This is a genomic window from Saccharopolyspora soli (genome assembly GCF_022678645.1).
In the GTDB taxonomy this organism is placed as follows: Bacteria; Actinomycetota; Actinomycetes; order Mycobacteriales; family Pseudonocardiaceae; genus Saccharopolyspora; species Saccharopolyspora soli.
Window position 1 is genome coordinate 1 of the sequence record NZ_JALBWV010000019.1, and the last position, 14,821, is coordinate 14,821.

At 67.8% G+C, this 14,821-nt stretch carries 14 protein-coding genes; 7 read left to right on the forward strand and 7 right to left on the reverse strand.

All coding sequences use genetic code 11. From position 1 onward, the window contains the following. Nucleotides 1–315 precede the first annotated feature (315 nt). Complete coding sequence (locus MOQ72_RS16200; RefSeq protein WP_242184411.1) at nucleotides 316–1,182, reverse strand: Sco1979 family transcriptional regulator; 867 nt, start codon at nucleotides 1,180–1,182, stop codon at nucleotides 316–318. 197 nt (nucleotides 1,183–1,379) lie between these two features. On the opposite strand from MOQ72_RS16200, the gene MOQ72_RS16205 reads away from it, so the two are divergent. Beyond that, entirely contained in the window at nucleotides 1,380–2,216 is an 837-nt protein-coding gene (locus tag MOQ72_RS16205) for an SAM-dependent methyltransferase (protein ID WP_242184413.1), read from the forward strand. A 57-nt stretch (nucleotides 2,217–2,273) separates the two neighbouring features. Here the strand turns inward: MOQ72_RS16205 and MOQ72_RS16210 are convergent, their stop codons facing one another. Continuing rightward, the gene (locus tag MOQ72_RS16210) at nucleotides 2,274–2,807 is read right to left on the reverse strand and encodes a hypothetical protein (protein ID WP_242184635.1); all 534 of its coding nucleotides are present in this window, start codon (nucleotides 2,805–2,807) and stop codon (nucleotides 2,274–2,276) included. A gap of 157 nt (nucleotides 2,808–2,964) precedes the next feature. Here MOQ72_RS16210 and MOQ72_RS16215 point away from each other — a divergent pair, with 157 nt between their 5' ends. The 4 genes from MOQ72_RS16215 to MOQ72_RS16230 all read left to right on the forward strand — a co-directional run bounded on the left by MOQ72_RS16215 (nucleotide 2,965) and on the right by MOQ72_RS16230 (nucleotide 6,153). Beyond that, a complete protein-coding gene (locus tag MOQ72_RS16215) occupies nucleotides 2,965–3,642 on the forward strand; it encodes a response regulator transcription factor (RefSeq protein ID WP_242184415.1) in 678 nt (225 codons plus the stop codon). Continuing rightward, entirely contained in the window at nucleotides 3,639–4,985 is a 1,347-nt protein-coding gene (locus MOQ72_RS16220; RefSeq protein ID WP_242184416.1) for a HAMP domain-containing protein, read from the forward strand. The genes MOQ72_RS16215 and MOQ72_RS16220 overlap by 4 nt, the downstream gene beginning before the upstream one ends. 90 nt (nucleotides 4,986–5,075) lie before the next feature. Next, nucleotides 5,076–5,879, forward strand: a complete 804-nt coding sequence (locus MOQ72_RS16225) for an exodeoxyribonuclease III (protein WP_242184417.1) — start codon at nucleotides 5,076–5,078, stop codon at nucleotides 5,877–5,879. Nucleotides 5,880–5,898: 19 nt separating this feature from the next. Beyond that, nucleotides 5,899–6,153, forward strand: coding sequence for a nucleotidyltransferase family protein (locus MOQ72_RS16230; protein WP_277954186.1), 255 nt, complete (start codon nucleotides 5,899–5,901; stop codon nucleotides 6,151–6,153). 89 nt (nucleotides 6,154–6,242) lie between these two features. Here the strand turns inward: MOQ72_RS16230 and MOQ72_RS16235 are convergent, their stop codons facing one another. Then, a complete protein-coding gene (locus tag MOQ72_RS16235; RefSeq protein ID WP_242184419.1) occupies nucleotides 6,243–6,827 on the reverse strand; it encodes a dihydrofolate reductase family protein in 585 nt (194 codons plus the stop codon). A 25-nt stretch (nucleotides 6,828–6,852) separates the two neighbouring features. Beyond that, nucleotides 6,853–7,428, reverse strand: coding sequence for a dihydrofolate reductase family protein (locus tag MOQ72_RS16240; protein ID WP_242184420.1), 576 nt, complete (start codon nucleotides 7,426–7,428; stop codon nucleotides 6,853–6,855). A gap of 89 nt (nucleotides 7,429–7,517) precedes the next feature. Here MOQ72_RS16240 and MOQ72_RS16245 point away from each other — a divergent pair, with 89 nt between their 5' ends. After that, a complete protein-coding gene (locus MOQ72_RS16245; RefSeq protein WP_242184422.1) occupies nucleotides 7,518–8,087 on the forward strand; it encodes a TetR/AcrR family transcriptional regulator in 570 nt (189 codons plus the stop codon). Nucleotides 8,088–8,090: 3 nt separating this feature from the next. Here the strand turns inward: MOQ72_RS16245 and MOQ72_RS16250 are convergent, their stop codons facing one another. From MOQ72_RS16250 to MOQ72_RS16260, 3 genes are all read right to left on the reverse strand, one after another. After that, nucleotides 8,091–8,609 carry a hypothetical protein gene (locus tag MOQ72_RS16250; RefSeq protein ID WP_242184423.1) on the reverse strand — a complete coding sequence of 173 codons (519 nt, stop codon included), beginning with the start codon at nucleotides 8,607–8,609 and terminating at the stop codon, nucleotides 8,091–8,093. A gap of 277 nt (nucleotides 8,610–8,886) precedes the next feature. Next, on the reverse strand, nucleotides 8,887–10,122 hold the full coding sequence (locus tag MOQ72_RS16255; RefSeq protein ID WP_242184425.1) for an NAD(P)/FAD-dependent oxidoreductase: 1,236 nt from the start codon (nucleotides 10,120–10,122) through the stop codon (nucleotides 8,887–8,889). 150 nt (nucleotides 10,123–10,272) lie between these two features. Beyond that, entirely contained in the window at nucleotides 10,273–11,766 is a 1,494-nt protein-coding gene (locus MOQ72_RS16260; RefSeq protein WP_242184427.1) for a S8 family peptidase, read from the reverse strand. 448 nt (nucleotides 11,767–12,214) lie between these two features. Between MOQ72_RS16260 and MOQ72_RS16265 the strand changes: the two genes are divergently transcribed. Beyond that, complete coding sequence (locus MOQ72_RS16265) at nucleotides 12,215–14,743, forward strand: bifunctional FO biosynthesis protein CofGH (RefSeq protein ID WP_242184637.1); 2,529 nt, start codon at nucleotides 12,215–12,217, stop codon at nucleotides 14,741–14,743. Nucleotides 14,744–14,821 lie beyond the last annotated feature (78 nt).

Consider the following 14,821-nt stretch of genomic DNA (forward strand, 5'->3'; position numbering starts at 1 on the left):
GCCACACCACGTTGGGAAGCTGCTGCGCGGGCATACCGTTCTGGATGTTCGTCATCCGAACCCCACCCTTCCCCGAACTTACGCTGCACGATCGCTTGCACGTGCAGTTGATCGTGCATCTAAGCTATCAGGTGCAGATGCACGATTGAATGCACGTGCATCTCATTGAGATCTTGATCACACGATCGGGGTAATGTCGTCACTTGGCAGGTGCTGCGTCGTTGCGCACGGCGCGCAGCCGTCAGCGACGCAGGGCAGCTCGCAGCTGCGGTTTTTCCAGTGCGGCAGGGGTTTTCGCCAGCTCCTCGGCGGCGATCAGGCGTCCTTGAGCGCGGCTTTCAGCGTCTTGCGGGTCTGCTCCGGCGTCTGCGCGTCAACCGCGAGCCGGTGGCTGACCTTGCTGTACACCTCGACCTCGTCGGGCTTGTCCAGGTACAGCGCACCGCAGAGGTGCTCCAGGTAGACGATGTCCGGCAGCTCGGGTTCGCCGAAACGCAGGATGGTGAACGCGCCCTCCGCGCCGGACCGGCCGAGCTCGAACGGCAGGATCTGCAACGAGACCGTGGGCATCGTGGTGGTTTCGAGCAGGAACTCGATCTGCTCGCGGATCACCGCTCGGCCGCCGATCGGCCGGTACAGCACCGACTCGTCGATCACCGCCCACAACCGCGGTGCTTTCGCCTGGCTGAACAGCTTCTGGCGCTGCATGCGCAACCGGACCCGGCGATCCAGCTCGTCTTCCGGGAACTCCGGGCGTCCCTGCGTGGCGACCGCGCGGGCGTACTTCTCGGTCTGCAGCAGACCGGGGACGAACTGGATCTCGTAGGTCTGGATCCGGGAAGCGGATTCCTCCAGCCCGACGTAGTCCTGGAACCACGAGGGCATCAGGTCGTTGAAGCGGTGCCACCAACCCGGCTCGTTGGACCGGCGCACGAGGTCTAAGAATGCCTCGCGCTCGGCTTCGTCCCCCACGTTGTACAGGGTCAGCAGGTCTGCGACGTCGCGTTCCTTGAAGCCCACGCGGCCGAGTTCGAGTCGGCTGATCTTCGATCCGGAACCGCGGATGGCGTATCCGGCGTCCTCACGAGTGATTCCGCTCGCCTCGCGCAACCTGCGCAGTTGGCTGCCCAGCACGAGACGGCGGGCGGTGGGGCCGCTTCCCGTGGCACTATCCGGGGCCACGCGAGACCTCCTGTGGAATGGACGCTACGACCCACTGTCGAGATCCAGTGGTTGAACGTTACGGGAGGGCATAGTAGTGGAATCCGGCCACAGGTCGAGTGCCTTACCCGGATCGGCGGTACCTACCCGGTCATACACTGCGAGCACGCGATCACCTACCCTGGGTGCGTCGGGGGTGGCAAGGGTTGGGGAGTGGCATGACACGAACCGGCGGAGAACGTACGGGCGTGCCGGGCGGCATCGATTCCACGCGCCCCAGCAGTGCTCGGGTCTACGACGCGATCCTCGGCGGCAAGGACAACTATGCGGCCGACCGCGTACTGCGCGACGAACTGGCGGCGGTGACTCCCAAACCGGGAGTGTTGGCCTCGGTCAGCCGGGCATTCCTGTTGCGGGTCACCCGATACCTCGCCAGCACCGCGAACATCGACCAGTTCCTGGACTGCGGATCAGGTCTGCCCACTTTGGAGAACACGCACGAGGTGGCGCAGCGGGTCAATCCGGACGCGACTGTCGTCTACGTCGACAACGATCCGACGGCAATCGTGCACGGGCGCGCGTTGCTCGCGGAGAACGACAGCACGCACTTCGTCGCGGCGGACATCACCGAACCGGACAAGCTGCTCGCCGAACCGGCAGTCACCAGGGGTCTGGAGTGGACCCGGCCGATCGCGCTGTACGTGCTCAACACGTTGCACCACATATCTGCCGACCACCGCTTGGCGGATCTGATGGCCCGCTACATCAACACCCTGCCGTCCGGCTCGTACGTGGCACTGACCCACTTCTGCCGTCCCGGTCCCGAGGATCCCGAAGCCAGCGAGTTGGCCGACAAGATGGAATCGGCCTACCTCAACTCGATGGGCACCGGCTGGTTCCGGTCCCGCGACGAGATCGCCAGCTACTTCGGCGGGCTCGAACTGCTGGAACCGGGCCTGGTGACGGTCGCGGAGTGGTGGCCCGACGGACCGCGCGAAAACCCGCTGGAACCCTTCCACCGCGTGCTGGTCGGCGGCGTCGCCCGCAAACCGTAGGAGCCCCGGGGGCACGTCAACGTGCGATGCGCCTGGAGCGCCGCGGCGGAAGTCGTTTCAGTACTCCTGGGTTTGGACCCTCGTCGGGCCGTCGTGCCAGGTCGCGATCACCGATGAACCGTGTTGGCCAGCGGTGAATTCCACCCGCAGCCAGCCGTCCTGCTGGTCCCAGGTCTGCACGGTGTAGCCGGAGCGCGGGGTGGCCGAGATCAGTTCCGCGCGGTCCGGTCGCACCGAGAGCACGACCGCGCCGCCCTCGACCTCGTAGGTGCGCACGTCGCTGGCGTCCTCGGTCGGCGACGGGCTCGGTTTCGGGGTGGGCTGGGTTTCCTCCGAGGTCGGCGGGGCCATTGTGCCCGGTTGCGGCGGCAACACCGGCGGTGATTCCGCCGGGGGCGGTGCTGGGCTGGCGGCGGGAGGAGGCGACGGCGACTCCGCCGGGGCAGACGTGATCGGACGCACCACTGGAACCGAGTCGGACTGGTCGAGCACCGCGCCGCGGATCACATCGCGCACACCGAGCCAGGAAAGCGTGACAGCGGCGGTGGTCGCGGCGAACCACACGCCGACGTAGGTGACGGCTCGTCTCATGCGCACGGGAGCGCCATCTTTCACTGCCGCGCCGTCGCCGCGCAACCACCGACCGGGGATCGGTCGGGCAGAACGCGCAGCACCGCTGGCGGTGTGCCGCGGTTCACCCACCGACCGGAAGGCGAAGAACTCTCACAGTGCCCGTATCGTCCCGGCCATGGCTGTGGTTCTGGTTGTCGAGGACGATCCGGTTGTGCGGGCGGCGATGATCCGCGACCTGACCGCAAGAGATTGGGTGGTGCGCAGCGTCGGGACCGCGCTCGCGTCGCTGCGGGAAGTAGCCGAGCACCCACCGGACGTCATCATCCTCGATCTCGGGCTGCCCGACCTCGACGGCGGCGAGACGCTGAAGATGATCCGCGGCGTCTCGAACGTGCCGACCATCGTGGCCACCGCCCGCGACGACGAGAGCGAGATCGTGCGCCTGCTGCGCGCGGGCGCGGACGACTACGTCGTCAAGCCGTTCTCCAGCGAACACCTCAACGCCCGCATCGAAGCGGTGCTGCGGCGGGCCCGTGGCGCGCAGCCCGCGCAGCTCGTGCAGGTCGCCGGACTGCGCATCGACACCGACAGCAGGGTGGCCGCGCTGGATGGCGCCGAGCTGGAGCTGACCCGCCGCGAGTTCGACCTGCTCGCCTACCTCGCCGCGCGGCCGGGCCGGGTGGTGCCGCGTCGCGAGCTGCTGGCCCAGGTCTGGCGGCAGTCCTACGGCGACGACCAGACCATCGACGTCCACCTGTCCTGGCTGCGGCGCAAGCTCGGCGAGAGCGCCGCCGAGCCCCGCTACCTGCACACCGTGCGCGGTGTCGGCGTCAAGCTCGTGGAACCCGAATGAGACGGACCATCGTGCTGGTGGCGCTGGCGGTGACCTCGATGGTCGCGCTGGCGTTCCTGATCCCGCTCGGCCTGATGATCAAGGAGATGGCGCGGGACCAAGCGATGTCCGATGCCGAGCGGCAGGCCGTGGCGTTGGCGCCGGTGCTGGCCACCACGACCGATCACGCGCTGATCAGGAAGGCGATCGCCAGCACGCACGCCGGTCAAGCCGGGTGGCTCGCGGTGTACCTGCCGGACGGCGGGGTGGTCGGCGAAACCCGAGTCGGTGCCGGTGATGTGCACCTCGCGATGGCTGAGGTGCGGACCTCCACCATCGAATTGCCCGGCGGCTCGGCGTTCGTGCAGCCGATCGCGCTGGATGGCGGCCGCACCGCGCTCGCCGAGGTGTTCGTGCCCGCTGAGGAACAGACCCGCGGGGTGCTGCGGTCCTGGCTGGTGCTCGGTGCCGTCGGGTTGATCCTGGTCGCCGGATCGCTGCTGGTCGCCGACCGGCTGGCGGCGCGCGTGGTGCGCGCGGCCATTCGGCTCGCGGACGCCTCTTCCGCGCTCGGTGCGGGTGATCTCAGCGTCCGCGTGCACCCCAGCGGGCCGTCCGAACTGGCGGAAGCCGGTCAGGCGTTCAACACCATGGCCGACCGCGTCCGCCAACTGCTGGCCGCCGAACGGGAGATGGCCGCGGACCTCTCGCACCGCCTGCGCACCCCGCTGACCGCGTTGCGGCTCAACGCCGAGGCACTGGGCGATGACCAGGCCGCCGAGCAGACCCGGTTGGCCGTCGACCGGTTGGAGCGCGAGGTGGACCTGGTGATCACCAGCGCCAGGCGAGCCGGGCCCGGTGAGGAAGCCGAGTGCGACGCCGCGGCGTTGCTGCGGCAACGGCTGGAGTTCTGGTCGGCGCTGGCCGAGGACCAGCAGCGGTCGTGGTCGTTGCGCGGGGCGGACGGCGAGGTCTACGTCCCGGTGCCGAGCGCGGAACTGGCCGCTTCGGTGGATGCCGTGGTGGGCAACGTCTTCCGGCACACCCCGGAGCAGACCGAGTTCGTGGTGTCGTTGCAGCGCAACGAAGGTGTGGTGGGGGTGATCGTGGAGGACGCCGGTCCGGGTGTGGCCGAGCTGTCGGGCGCCGTGCAGCGCGGGCGCAGCAGTGCCGGATCGACCGGACTGGGCTTGGACATCGCCCGGCGGGTCGCCGAATCCACCGGCGGTCGGCTCGCGGTGGACCGCTCCAGCCTCGGCGGCGCGCGGGTGTGCATGTGGCTGTGGCAACGCCCGGCGGGTCCGCGCTCCATCCGCCGCCGCGATCGTCGGCGACGGACCCGCGAGGCGTTCTGGCTGGCCTGATCGGTCGCGAGTGCGGAACCGGGCTCCAGCCCGGCTGCGCACTCACGACTCCTGCGCTGATCGTCGGCGCGGATGGTTACCCTCACTGGCGTGCTGACTGTGTCGACCGTGAACGTCAACGGCCTGCGCGCCGCCGCCAAGAAGGGCTTCGTGGAGTGGCTCGCCGCCACCCGAGCCGACGTGGTCTGCCTGCAGGAGACCCGCGCCGAGCCCGACCAGCTCGCGTCCGAGATCCGCGAGCCCGCTGGTTGGCACACCGTGCTGGTCCCGAGCGCGGCGAAGGGTCGAGCTGGGGTGGCGATCTACAGCCGCGTCGAGCCGTCTGCGGTGCGCACCGGCTTCGGCTCGGCGGAGTTCGACGACAGCGGCCGGTACGCGGAGATCGACCTGTCCGGCGTGGTGATCGGGAGCCTGTACCTGCCCAGCGGTGATGTCGGCACCCCGCGCCAGGACGAGAAGGAACGCTTCATGAAGGAGTTCCTGACGTACCTGGGCGAACTCCGCGAGCGCGCGGCGGCGGAGGGCCGGGAGATGTTGGTGTGCGGCGACTGGAACATCGCGCACCAGCAGATCGACCTGAAGAACTGGAAGGCGAACCAGAAGGAAGCGGGCTTCCTTCCCGAAGAGCGGGCCTGGCTGACCGAGGTCTTCGAAAGCGGCTACCAGGACGTGGTCCGCCGCCTGCACCCGGAAGGACCGGGCCCGTACTCCTGGTGGTCCTACCGAGGAAAAGCCTTCGACAACGACTCCGGCTGGCGGATTGATCTGGTCGTAACGACCGAAGGCATCGCGGAGCGGGCCACGTCAGCGGTGGTGGAGAAGGCTGCGACGTACGACCAGAGGTGGAGCGACCACGCCCCGGTCACGGTGACGTTCGACTACGACTTCGCATAACGACTGCGGGCTGAGCTCACTGTCGGTACGCCGCCTTGATCTTTTCGGTTCCGCTGTGGGTGACGCGTTCGACGTCGAGACCAGCGATGTTGATGTGCTCGTCGAGTTCGACACAGGGCCGGGCTTCGACTACTTCGGCAGCTACTTCGGTTTGAAGGAAGGGCTTGAGCGAATCCTGGATCGGCCCGTCGACATCGTGAGCGTGTCCAGCATCCGCAATCCGTACTTCAAGCGACAGGTCCTGGACACCAGGGAACTCCTCTATGCCGCCTGACCCCCGGACGTACCTTTGGGATCCTGATTCATGGATACGCGACGGTCGATGACGCTATGACTGCGTGCTCCGCGCCGGACACGGTTGGGTTAGCGCTTGGTGTAGGTCAGGTGCATGATGCCGCTGGTGAAGACCTGGGTGTTGGTCAGGTTGTATTGCTGGGGTGCGAATTCGCCGTCGAATAGGGGGATTCCGGCTCCGGCGACCACCGGGTAGCGCTTGATGATCAGTTCGTCGATTTCCGGCCGCAGGGCCGCTGCCAGTTTGGCGCCACCGACCAGCCAGATCTTCTTGCCCGCTTCGGCCTTCAGCTCGCGGATCTTCTCGATCGGATCGGTCGCGACGAGCCGCACGCCGGGGTCCGGGCTTTCCTTGAGCGTCCGGGAGAACACGTAGTGCCGCAGGTGTGCGTACGCGTTGGAAATACCTGCCCGCAGGCCGAGTTCGTAGGAATTGCGCCCTTCTACGACGGTGTCGAAGTGCTTGTGCTCGGCGTCGGCGATCCCGAGCGCTTCGTGGACGTGCGTGGGGATGATCTCCGGGAACTCGGCCAGCAGCGATGGCAGGTAATCGGCGTCGGGCACCATCAGTCCGCTGCTGGTCGGGTCCGATCCGTCGGGTGCGGCGATGTAGCCGTCGATCGTCGCGGCGACGCAGTAGGTGAGCTTGCGCAAGAAATCTCCTCGTGGCTGTGTCGGCCTACCGCTTGGTGTAGGTCAGGTGCATGACGCCGCTGGTGAAAGCTCGGGTGTCGGTCAGGTCGTATTGCTGGGGTGCGAATTCGCCGTCGAATAGGGAGATGCCGGCTCCGGCGACCACTGGGTGCAGTTTGATGATCAGTTCGTCGATCTCCGAGCGCAGGGCCGCGGCTAGCTTTCCGCCGCCGCAGAGCCAGATTCCAGCTCCCTTCTCCTGCTTCAGCTCGCGCACCTCGGCCACCGGGTCGGTGGCGACGAATTCCACCGTGGGATCGGGACTTTCCGCGGTGCTGCGGGAGAACACGATGCTGCGCAGGTGCTGGTAGGCGTTCGTGATCCCCTCCCGCATGCCGATGTCCCAGCTGCCGCGTCCTTGCAGGACGGTGTCGAAGTGCTTGTTCGGCGCGTCCGCGAGGCCGATCAGCGGGCGGATGTGCGTCGGCATGATCTCCGGGTACTCCGCGCGGATGAAGTCGCCGTGATCACCTTCGTGCAGGAAGAAGTCCGGGTTGTCGTTGGCCGGGCCAGTGATGAAGCCATCGATGGTCGACGCGACCAGGTAGGTCAGTTTTCGCACGAGCGCCTCCCCATAAACCACTTCGTGTGTAGTGCTTCAAATGTAGTACTCTGCCCGTAGTGGTTGCAAGCCCATTTTCTGGAGGACCGATGGTGCAGAACCCCGCCAGGCGAACGGCGCTTGTCGACGCGGCCATCGAGGTGCTGGCGCGGGACGGCGCGCGGGGCCTGACGTTCCGCGCCGTCGATGCCGAGGCCGCGGTGCCGAAGGGAACGGCGTCGAACTACTTCGCGAACCGGGACGACCTGCTCAACCAGGTCGGCGCCCACATCCACCAGCGGTTGACCCTCGACCCCGCCCAGCTGGCATCGGCCCAGCTGCCGCCCTCGCGCGAACTGCTCACCGAACTGATGCGGGCGCTGTTCCGGCACATCTCGGACGACCGGACCGGCTGGCTCGCACTGCTGGAACTCCGCCTGGAGGCAACCCGGCGGCCGGAACTCCAGGCGGCGCTGACCGAAACCCTGCGCGCCAACCTGAACACGAACATCGAAGGCCGCCGTGAATCCGGAATCCCCGGCGACGACATGACGACCGTGCTGCTCTACTACGCGATGACCGGCCTCATCCTGGAACACCTGACGGTGCCCGAAGTCCTGGCGCCATTCGACACCGACGAGCTGATCGCCACCTTCGTGGACCGCTCGCTGGCCACCTGACGATCAAGCGATCAGCAACTGCGACAGCTCGGCTCGTTCGGTGTTGTCCCGCAACATGTTCCTCGCCCGGATGATGTGATCGGTCGCGGCGATCTCGATCTCGAAGGCGTCCACCGACTGGCGTGCGTCGAGATGCCGGGTCGACCAGTCGGCCACCTGCGACCAGGAGTACAGGGCCCAGCCGCCGGTGGACGCCGGAGGCGGGAACCCGCCCGGACCGCGACGCGCGGTTGCCAGCAACCGGACGCTCTCGTAGGTCCGCCCCAGTCGGTCCGCGATGGTGCGCAACGGCACCAGGTCGTCCGTCTGCACTCCCTCGACGCGGAATCCGGCCTGCTCGGCGTTCTGGATCGCAGTCACGAGCGCATGCGCAAGAGTCGGGGACTCCCTTGTGAAGTCGAGGAGTGCGATGCCATTGCGGATCTCCACCACGGCGTCATCGCAACCGGCTTCGAACAGTGCATCGTGTCCATCTTCATCAGGGGCTCGATCAAGGATCAAGGTGAACTCGTGGCTGCTCATGAGCACTCCTGGTGTCGGTCACAAAACTTGTTGATCTTCGCTGCATCGTTTCCGGCACTCTCGGTGTGCGCCAGATGGATATCCGTCCTTTGCATTGCATGCAGATGATGACGCCCCAGCGGTGCCCCTTATGCCGTTTGTGCACTATGAAGCCGTCCGCCTCGGCGCGTTTGATCGCGTCGGCGATCGGTTTCTTGGGGTGTCGTCCACTGCTGATCATGAATCCAGCGTGCCGCCGTGCGTTGTGAGTATACAACACACGATCGTGGGCTGGTGGTCAGCGGGCGATCAGTTCGTTCAGCGGGGTGCTGGGGTCGGCGAGGATCATCGGGTCGACCGTGGTTCCCGAGGTGATCAGGGTTTTGATCTGGTCCGTCACGTCCCAGATGTTGACGTTCATGCCCGCCAGCACCCGGCCCTCGGACAGCCAGAAGGCGATGAACTCGCGGGCCGCCACGTCGCCCCGGAACACCACCTGGTCATAGCCGCCCGGCTCGACGTGGCCGAGGTATTCCATGCCCAGGTCGTACTGGTCGGTGAAGAAGTACGGCAGCTCCGCGTACTTGCTGTCCCGCCCCAGCATCGCCGCCGCCGCCGTGGTCGGTTGGTTGAGCGCGTTCGCCCAGTGCTCGACGCGGATCGGCTTGCCCAGCAGCGGGTGGAACGCGTTGGCCACGTCACCGGCCGCGACGATGTTCGGGTCGCCGGTGCGCAGCGACGCGTCGACGAGGACGCCGTTCTCCACCCGCAGCCCGGCCTCCCGCGCGAGTGCGACTTCCGGGTCCACGCCCACCGCGATCAGCACCGCTTCGGCCGGGAGCTCGGTGCCGTCCCGCAGCCGGACCGCAGTCGCCTTGCCGTTCGAGGTGACGATCTCGCTGACCCGGCTGCCGAAGCGGAAGTCGACGCCGTGGTCCCGGTGCAGCGCGGCGAAGACCTCGGCCACTTCCGGGCCCAGCACCCGCAGCAGCGGCAGCTCGGTGGTCTCGACGACGGTCACTGCCACGCCCGCTTCGCGCGCGGCCGCGGTGACCTCCAGGCCGATCCAGCCCGCACCGACCACCACGAGCTGCTCGATGTCGGCCAAGGTCTGCTTGATGCGATCGCAGTCCTCGACGCGGCGCAGGTGCAGCACGCCTTCTGCGTTGATGCCGGGTATCGGTAGCGAACGGGGGCTGGCACCGGTCGCGAGCAGCAGCTTGTCGAAGTCGAGTCGGCTGTTGTCGGAGAGCTCGACCTGCCGCAGCGCCCGGTCGATCCGCCGCACCGACACCTCCAGCTGCAGATCCACGCGGTTGTCCAGGTACCAGGACTCGTCGTGCACGTAGGCGCTGTCGAATTCGGCGTTGCCCATCAGGTAGCCCTTGGACAGCGGCGGTCGTTCGTACGGGCGATGCGGTTCGTCCCCGAGAAGCGCGATTCGCCCGTCGAACCCCAGATCGCGCAACGCCTGCGCGCCCTTGGCACCGGCCATCCCGGCGCCGACGATCACGAAGGTCTCCGAATCACCCACGACCCCGCCTCACTCCCGGCGACAACCCCATTGCCCAGAGCGTCCTGCCCGCTACCGGCCCCGGCAAATCGGACGAGGTGAAGGGCACCATCGACCGACGACTTAGCCGGTCGAAGGTGCCCTTCACTACACCACTCGTACGGGTGGTGATCAGCGCACTGCGTCGAGGGCGTCGATCAGACCCGCTCCGTAGAAACCCGCACCGCGGGGGCCGCCCGCGCAGACCGCGTCCGGCTTGCCGTCGCCGTCCGGGTCGTAGTTCTCGGGGCAGGCCAGCGCGTCGGCCTGGTTGGTCAGCGCACCTATCACCTGCTGGGCACTCCACTCCGGGTGCGTGCTGCGCAGCAGCGCGACCACACCGGCCGCGTGCGGCCCGGCCATCGAGGTGCCCTGCATCCAACCCCAGCCGCCACCGGGCACCGAGGAAAGCACCCGGCCGTTCTGCGACGGCGTCGGCGGGATCTGCCGGGCGTCGCCACCCGGTGCGGTGACCGTGATGGACCCCAACCCGTAGTTGGAGTAGTACGACTTCACCGCCTGCACACCGACCGCGGAAACCGAGACCACCCCGGGCAGTTCACCAGGCAGGATGTGGCAATCGTGGCCGGTCTGCCGGTCCTGGAGCGGGCCGCCGTTGTTCGGGCTGTTGGTGTCGCGGATCGGCTTGGACAGGTCCCAGTTGCTGTTGCCCGCCGACACCACCGTGGCGACGTCCTTGCCCTCCGCGTACGAGACGGCGCGGCGCACCGCCTCGGCACCGGCCTTCTGGTCCGGGTCGCTGTCGCACCACAGGTACCAGGGGTCGACGAAGTACGAGTTGTTGGTGACGTCGAACCCGTGCTCAGCGGCCCAGATGAAGCCGCAGACCGCGTACTCGGGGTAGATGAAGCCGTTGTCGTCGATCACCCGCACCGACGCCAGCGTGACGTTCGGGGCGACTCCGGCGACCCCGACGCCGTTGCGCGCAGCGGCGATGGTGCCCGCGACGTGGGTGCCGTGGTCCTGCGTCGGGTCCTGCGGCTGCCAGGCTTCCTGCCGGGTGTCCGGCACGCCCTCGTTCACGCAGCTCACCGACTTGGACACGTCGAGGTTCGGCTTGAGGTCCGGGTGCGTCGGGTCGATGCCGTAGTCCAGCACGCCGACCGTGATGTCCTTGCTGCCCTGGGAGATCGCGCTGGCCTGGTCGGCCTTGATCTGCGCCAGGTCCCACTGGTCGGGCTCCAGCGGTTCCTGACCGGGCTTGGCCGCCAGCGCGGCGGCGCCCTCGAACTTTCCTTCCAACGCCTCCAGCCGCTGCGATTGCGCGGGCGGCAACTGCTCGGCGAGGTTGCGGCTGGCACCGGCCTGCTCCACGGCGGGTTGGGTGCGCACCGCGGCGGCGAATCCGGGGTCGGTCGAGGTCGCGACGACCACCCCGATCTGCGGCCAGCTCTGCACCACGGTTCCGCCGACGCCGCGCACCGACTCCTCGGTCTGCCGCAGACCGTCCCCGGTCGGGCCGAGCACGACGAAGTGCGCCGGTGCGGCGGTGGCCGCGGGCGCGGGTTCGGCCGCGCTCACGACGCTGGCGGGTACCAGCAGCGCCAACGCGAGCGCGGAGCCAGCGATGCGCACCGCGCGGCCGCTTGTTCTAGTGCCTGACACGTGTCCCTCCTATGGAGACAAAGTGCAAATCACCCAGTGGTAGTCGTCGGATTTTGCGCCTGAACCGGTGATCGCGGGTAGGCCGAAACGGAGTAATCGCGGATTGGATGTGACTGCGGGTGGCGGTCGGGCAAGCGGCGTGAGCCGCTTTCAACCACTCTCGCAGCTTGCGCCGCTGCGGGTTCTCAGAGGTTTTCTCGCGAGGACAGCCCCGACGTGGTGTATTTGGACATGCATGATGTCGGGGATCCCGGAGTCGAGAAGACCTCTGAGGTTGCGCTACCGGCATCGCCACGCAAACCAATCCATGCACTGTAAGAGGTCGGGAATGAGGTGCGCGGCACGTTGATGGTGGGTGGGCAGGGCGGCGTTGGCGACTTAGAGTCGGTGGGTGTCGGTTGCAGATCTGGAACTCGTCCCGCCGGAGCCCACCCCGAGCGCGTCAGCGATGCGCCGAGCGTTGCGCCGCGCCACCGATGGTGTGTCCCTGGATGCCACCGAGGCTGCGGTCCTGTTGCACGCTCGCGGCGATGACCTGGAAGAATTGTTAGCGGCGGCTGGTCGCGCCCGTGACGCGCACCTGATCGCGGAGGGCCACGAAGGAGTGGTCACCTACAGCCGCAACGTGTTCATCCCGCTGACCCGGCTGTGCCGGGATCGCTGCCACTACTGCACTTTCGCGACCGTTCCGCACCGGGTGGAATCGGCGTACCTGGAACGCGACGAGGTGCTGGAGATCGCCCGGCAGGGTGCCGCCAACGGGTGCAAGGAAGCCCTGTTCACGTTGGGCGACCGACCGGAAGAACGCTGGCCCGCGGCTCGGGAGTGGTTGGAGGCACGCGGATATTCCTCCACAGTGGACTACGTGCGGTCCTGTGCGATCGCGGTCCTGGAGGAAACCGGGCTGTTGCCGCACCTCAACCCCGGTGTGCTCAGCTGGTCGGAGCTGACCAGGCTCAAACCGGTCGCGGTGAGCATGGGCATGATGCTGGAGACCACCGCCGAGCGGCTGTGGCGCGAGAAGAGCGGACCGCACTACGGCAGCCCGGACAAGCAGCCCGCCGTGCGGTTGCGGGTGCTGACCGACGCCGGTCGCGTCGCGGTGCCGTTCACCAGCGGAATCCTGATCGGAATCGGGGAAACCCGCACCGAGCGCGCCGAATCGCTGCTCGCGCTGCGCGGCATCGCCCGGCAGTACGGGCACATCCAGGAAATCATCGTGCAGAACTTCCGGGCCAAACCGGACACCGCGATGCGCGCCATGCCCGACGCGGACCTGCACGACCTGGCCGCCACGATCGCCGTGGCGCGCCTGCTGATGCCTTCCGGGGTGAGCGTGCAGGCTCCGCCGAACCTCATCGGCGACGAGCAGTTGCTGATGCTGCGCGCCGGAATCGACGACTGGGGCGGCGTTTCGCCGGTGACTCCGGACCACGTCAACCCGGAAAAGCCCTGGCCACAGCTCGACGAGCTCGTCGCGAAAACCCGCGAAGGCGGGTTCGACCTGCGTGAACGCTTGACCGCATACCCGCGCTACGTGCGCACGGGGTTGGCCGGGGACAGCACGCAGTGGCTCGACCTGCGGGTGGCCTCGCACGTCGCTGGGCTGTCCGGTTCGGACGGGATGGCCCGCGCGGACGCCGAGGTCGTCGGCCGTGAATGGCAGGAACCGGACGGGGGTTTCGAGTCCATTGGTCGCACTGACCTGCACCGCAGCATCGACACCACCGGGCGCACGGAAGACCGTCGTGGCGATTTCGACACCGTCTACGGCGACTGGGACGAGCTGCGCAACCAACTGCCCGCCGACGCCGCCCCGCACCGACTGGACACCGATGTGCGCGACGGTCTGCGGACCGCCGAAACCGACCCGGCCGCACTGCTCGACGAAACCAACACCGCAGCCGCGATGGCCTTGCTGACCTGCGACGGAGCCGCCCTGGACGAGCTCGCTGGGATCGCCGACGCGCTGCGCCGGGAAGTCGTGGGCGACGACATCACCTACGTGGTGAACCGAAACATCAACTTCTCCAACATCTGCTACGTCGGGTGCCGCTTCTGCGCCTTCGCGCAGCGCGAACGCGATGCGGACGCCTACCGGCTCTCGCCGGAGGACGTCGCCGATCGCGCCGACGAGGCGTGGCGGGCCGGGGCAACCGAGGTGTGCATGCAGGGCGGCATCGATCCGCGCCTGCCGGTGTCCGGCTACGCCGACCTGGTGCGCGCGATCAAGCAGCGGGTGCCCGAGATGCACGTCCACGCGTTCAGCCCGATGGAGATCGTCAGCGCCGCCGCGAAGGCCGGGGCGTCCATCGCCGACTGGCTCGCGGAGCTCAAAGAAGCCGGTCTGGACAGCATTCCCGGCACCGCGGCGGAGATCCTCGACGACGAGGTGCGCTGGGTGCTGACCAAGGGCAAGCTGCCCGCCGCCGAATGGATCGAGGTCATCAGCACTGCGCACCGCCTGGGCATCCCGTCCTCGTCGACGATGATGTACGGCCACGTCGACACCCCGGAGCACTGGCTGGGCCACTTGCGGACCCTGGCGAGCGTCCAGGACACCGCGGCCGAGCACGGCAACGCCGGATTCACCGAGTTCGTCCCGCTGCCGTTCGTGCACCGCAACGCGCCGATCTACCTCGCCGGGCTCGCGCGTCCCGGGCCGAGCCGCCGGGACAACCGCGCGGTGCACGCGATGGCGCGGATCCTGCTGCACGGCCGCATCGACAACGTGCAGTGCTCCTGGGTGAAGCTCGGCGACGACGGCACTTCCGAGGTTCTCAACGGCGGTGCCAACGACGTCGGCGGAACGCTGATGGAGGAGACCATCAGCCGGATGGCCGGATCCGAGCACGGCTCGGCTCGCTCCGTTGAGGAACTGCACGAGTTGGCCGGTCGGGCGGGCCGTCCGGCGCGGCAGCGCAGTACCACTTACGGGCGGGTTGGTCGGGTGCAGCTCGGGATCAGCCAAGCCTAACCCGGTCGAGCGTGTCCGAAATCACTTGAATTTTTTGCACACGACCGGGTGTTGCCGGTTCCGGGGCGCTGGCCTGCG

Bases quoted from the DNA above. Each gene is read 5' to 3' on its own strand.
- MOQ72_RS16205 (WP_242184413.1), top strand. From the start codon at position 1,380: ATGACACGAACCGGCGGAGAACGTACGGGCGTGCCGGGCGGCATCGAT.
- MOQ72_RS16210 (WP_242184635.1), bottom strand. From the start codon at position 2,807: ATGAGACGAGCCGTCACCTACGTCGGCGTGTGGTTCGCCGCGACCACC.
- MOQ72_RS16215 (WP_242184415.1), top strand. From the start codon at position 2,965: ATGGCTGTGGTTCTGGTTGTCGAGGACGATCCGGTTGTGCGGGCGGCG.
- MOQ72_RS16220 (WP_242184416.1), top strand. From the start codon at position 3,639: ATGAGACGGACCATCGTGCTGGTGGCGCTGGCGGTGACCTCGATGGTC.
- MOQ72_RS16245 (WP_242184422.1), top strand. From the start codon at position 7,518: ATGGTGCAGAACCCCGCCAGGCGAACGGCGCTTGTCGACGCGGCCATC.
- MOQ72_RS16250 (WP_242184423.1), bottom strand. From the start codon at position 8,609: ATGAGCAGCCACGAGTTCACCTTGATCCTTGATCGAGCCCCTGATGAA.
- MOQ72_RS16265 (WP_242184637.1), top strand. From the start codon at position 12,215: ATGCGCCGAGCGTTGCGCCGCGCCACCGATGGTGTGTCCCTGGATGCC.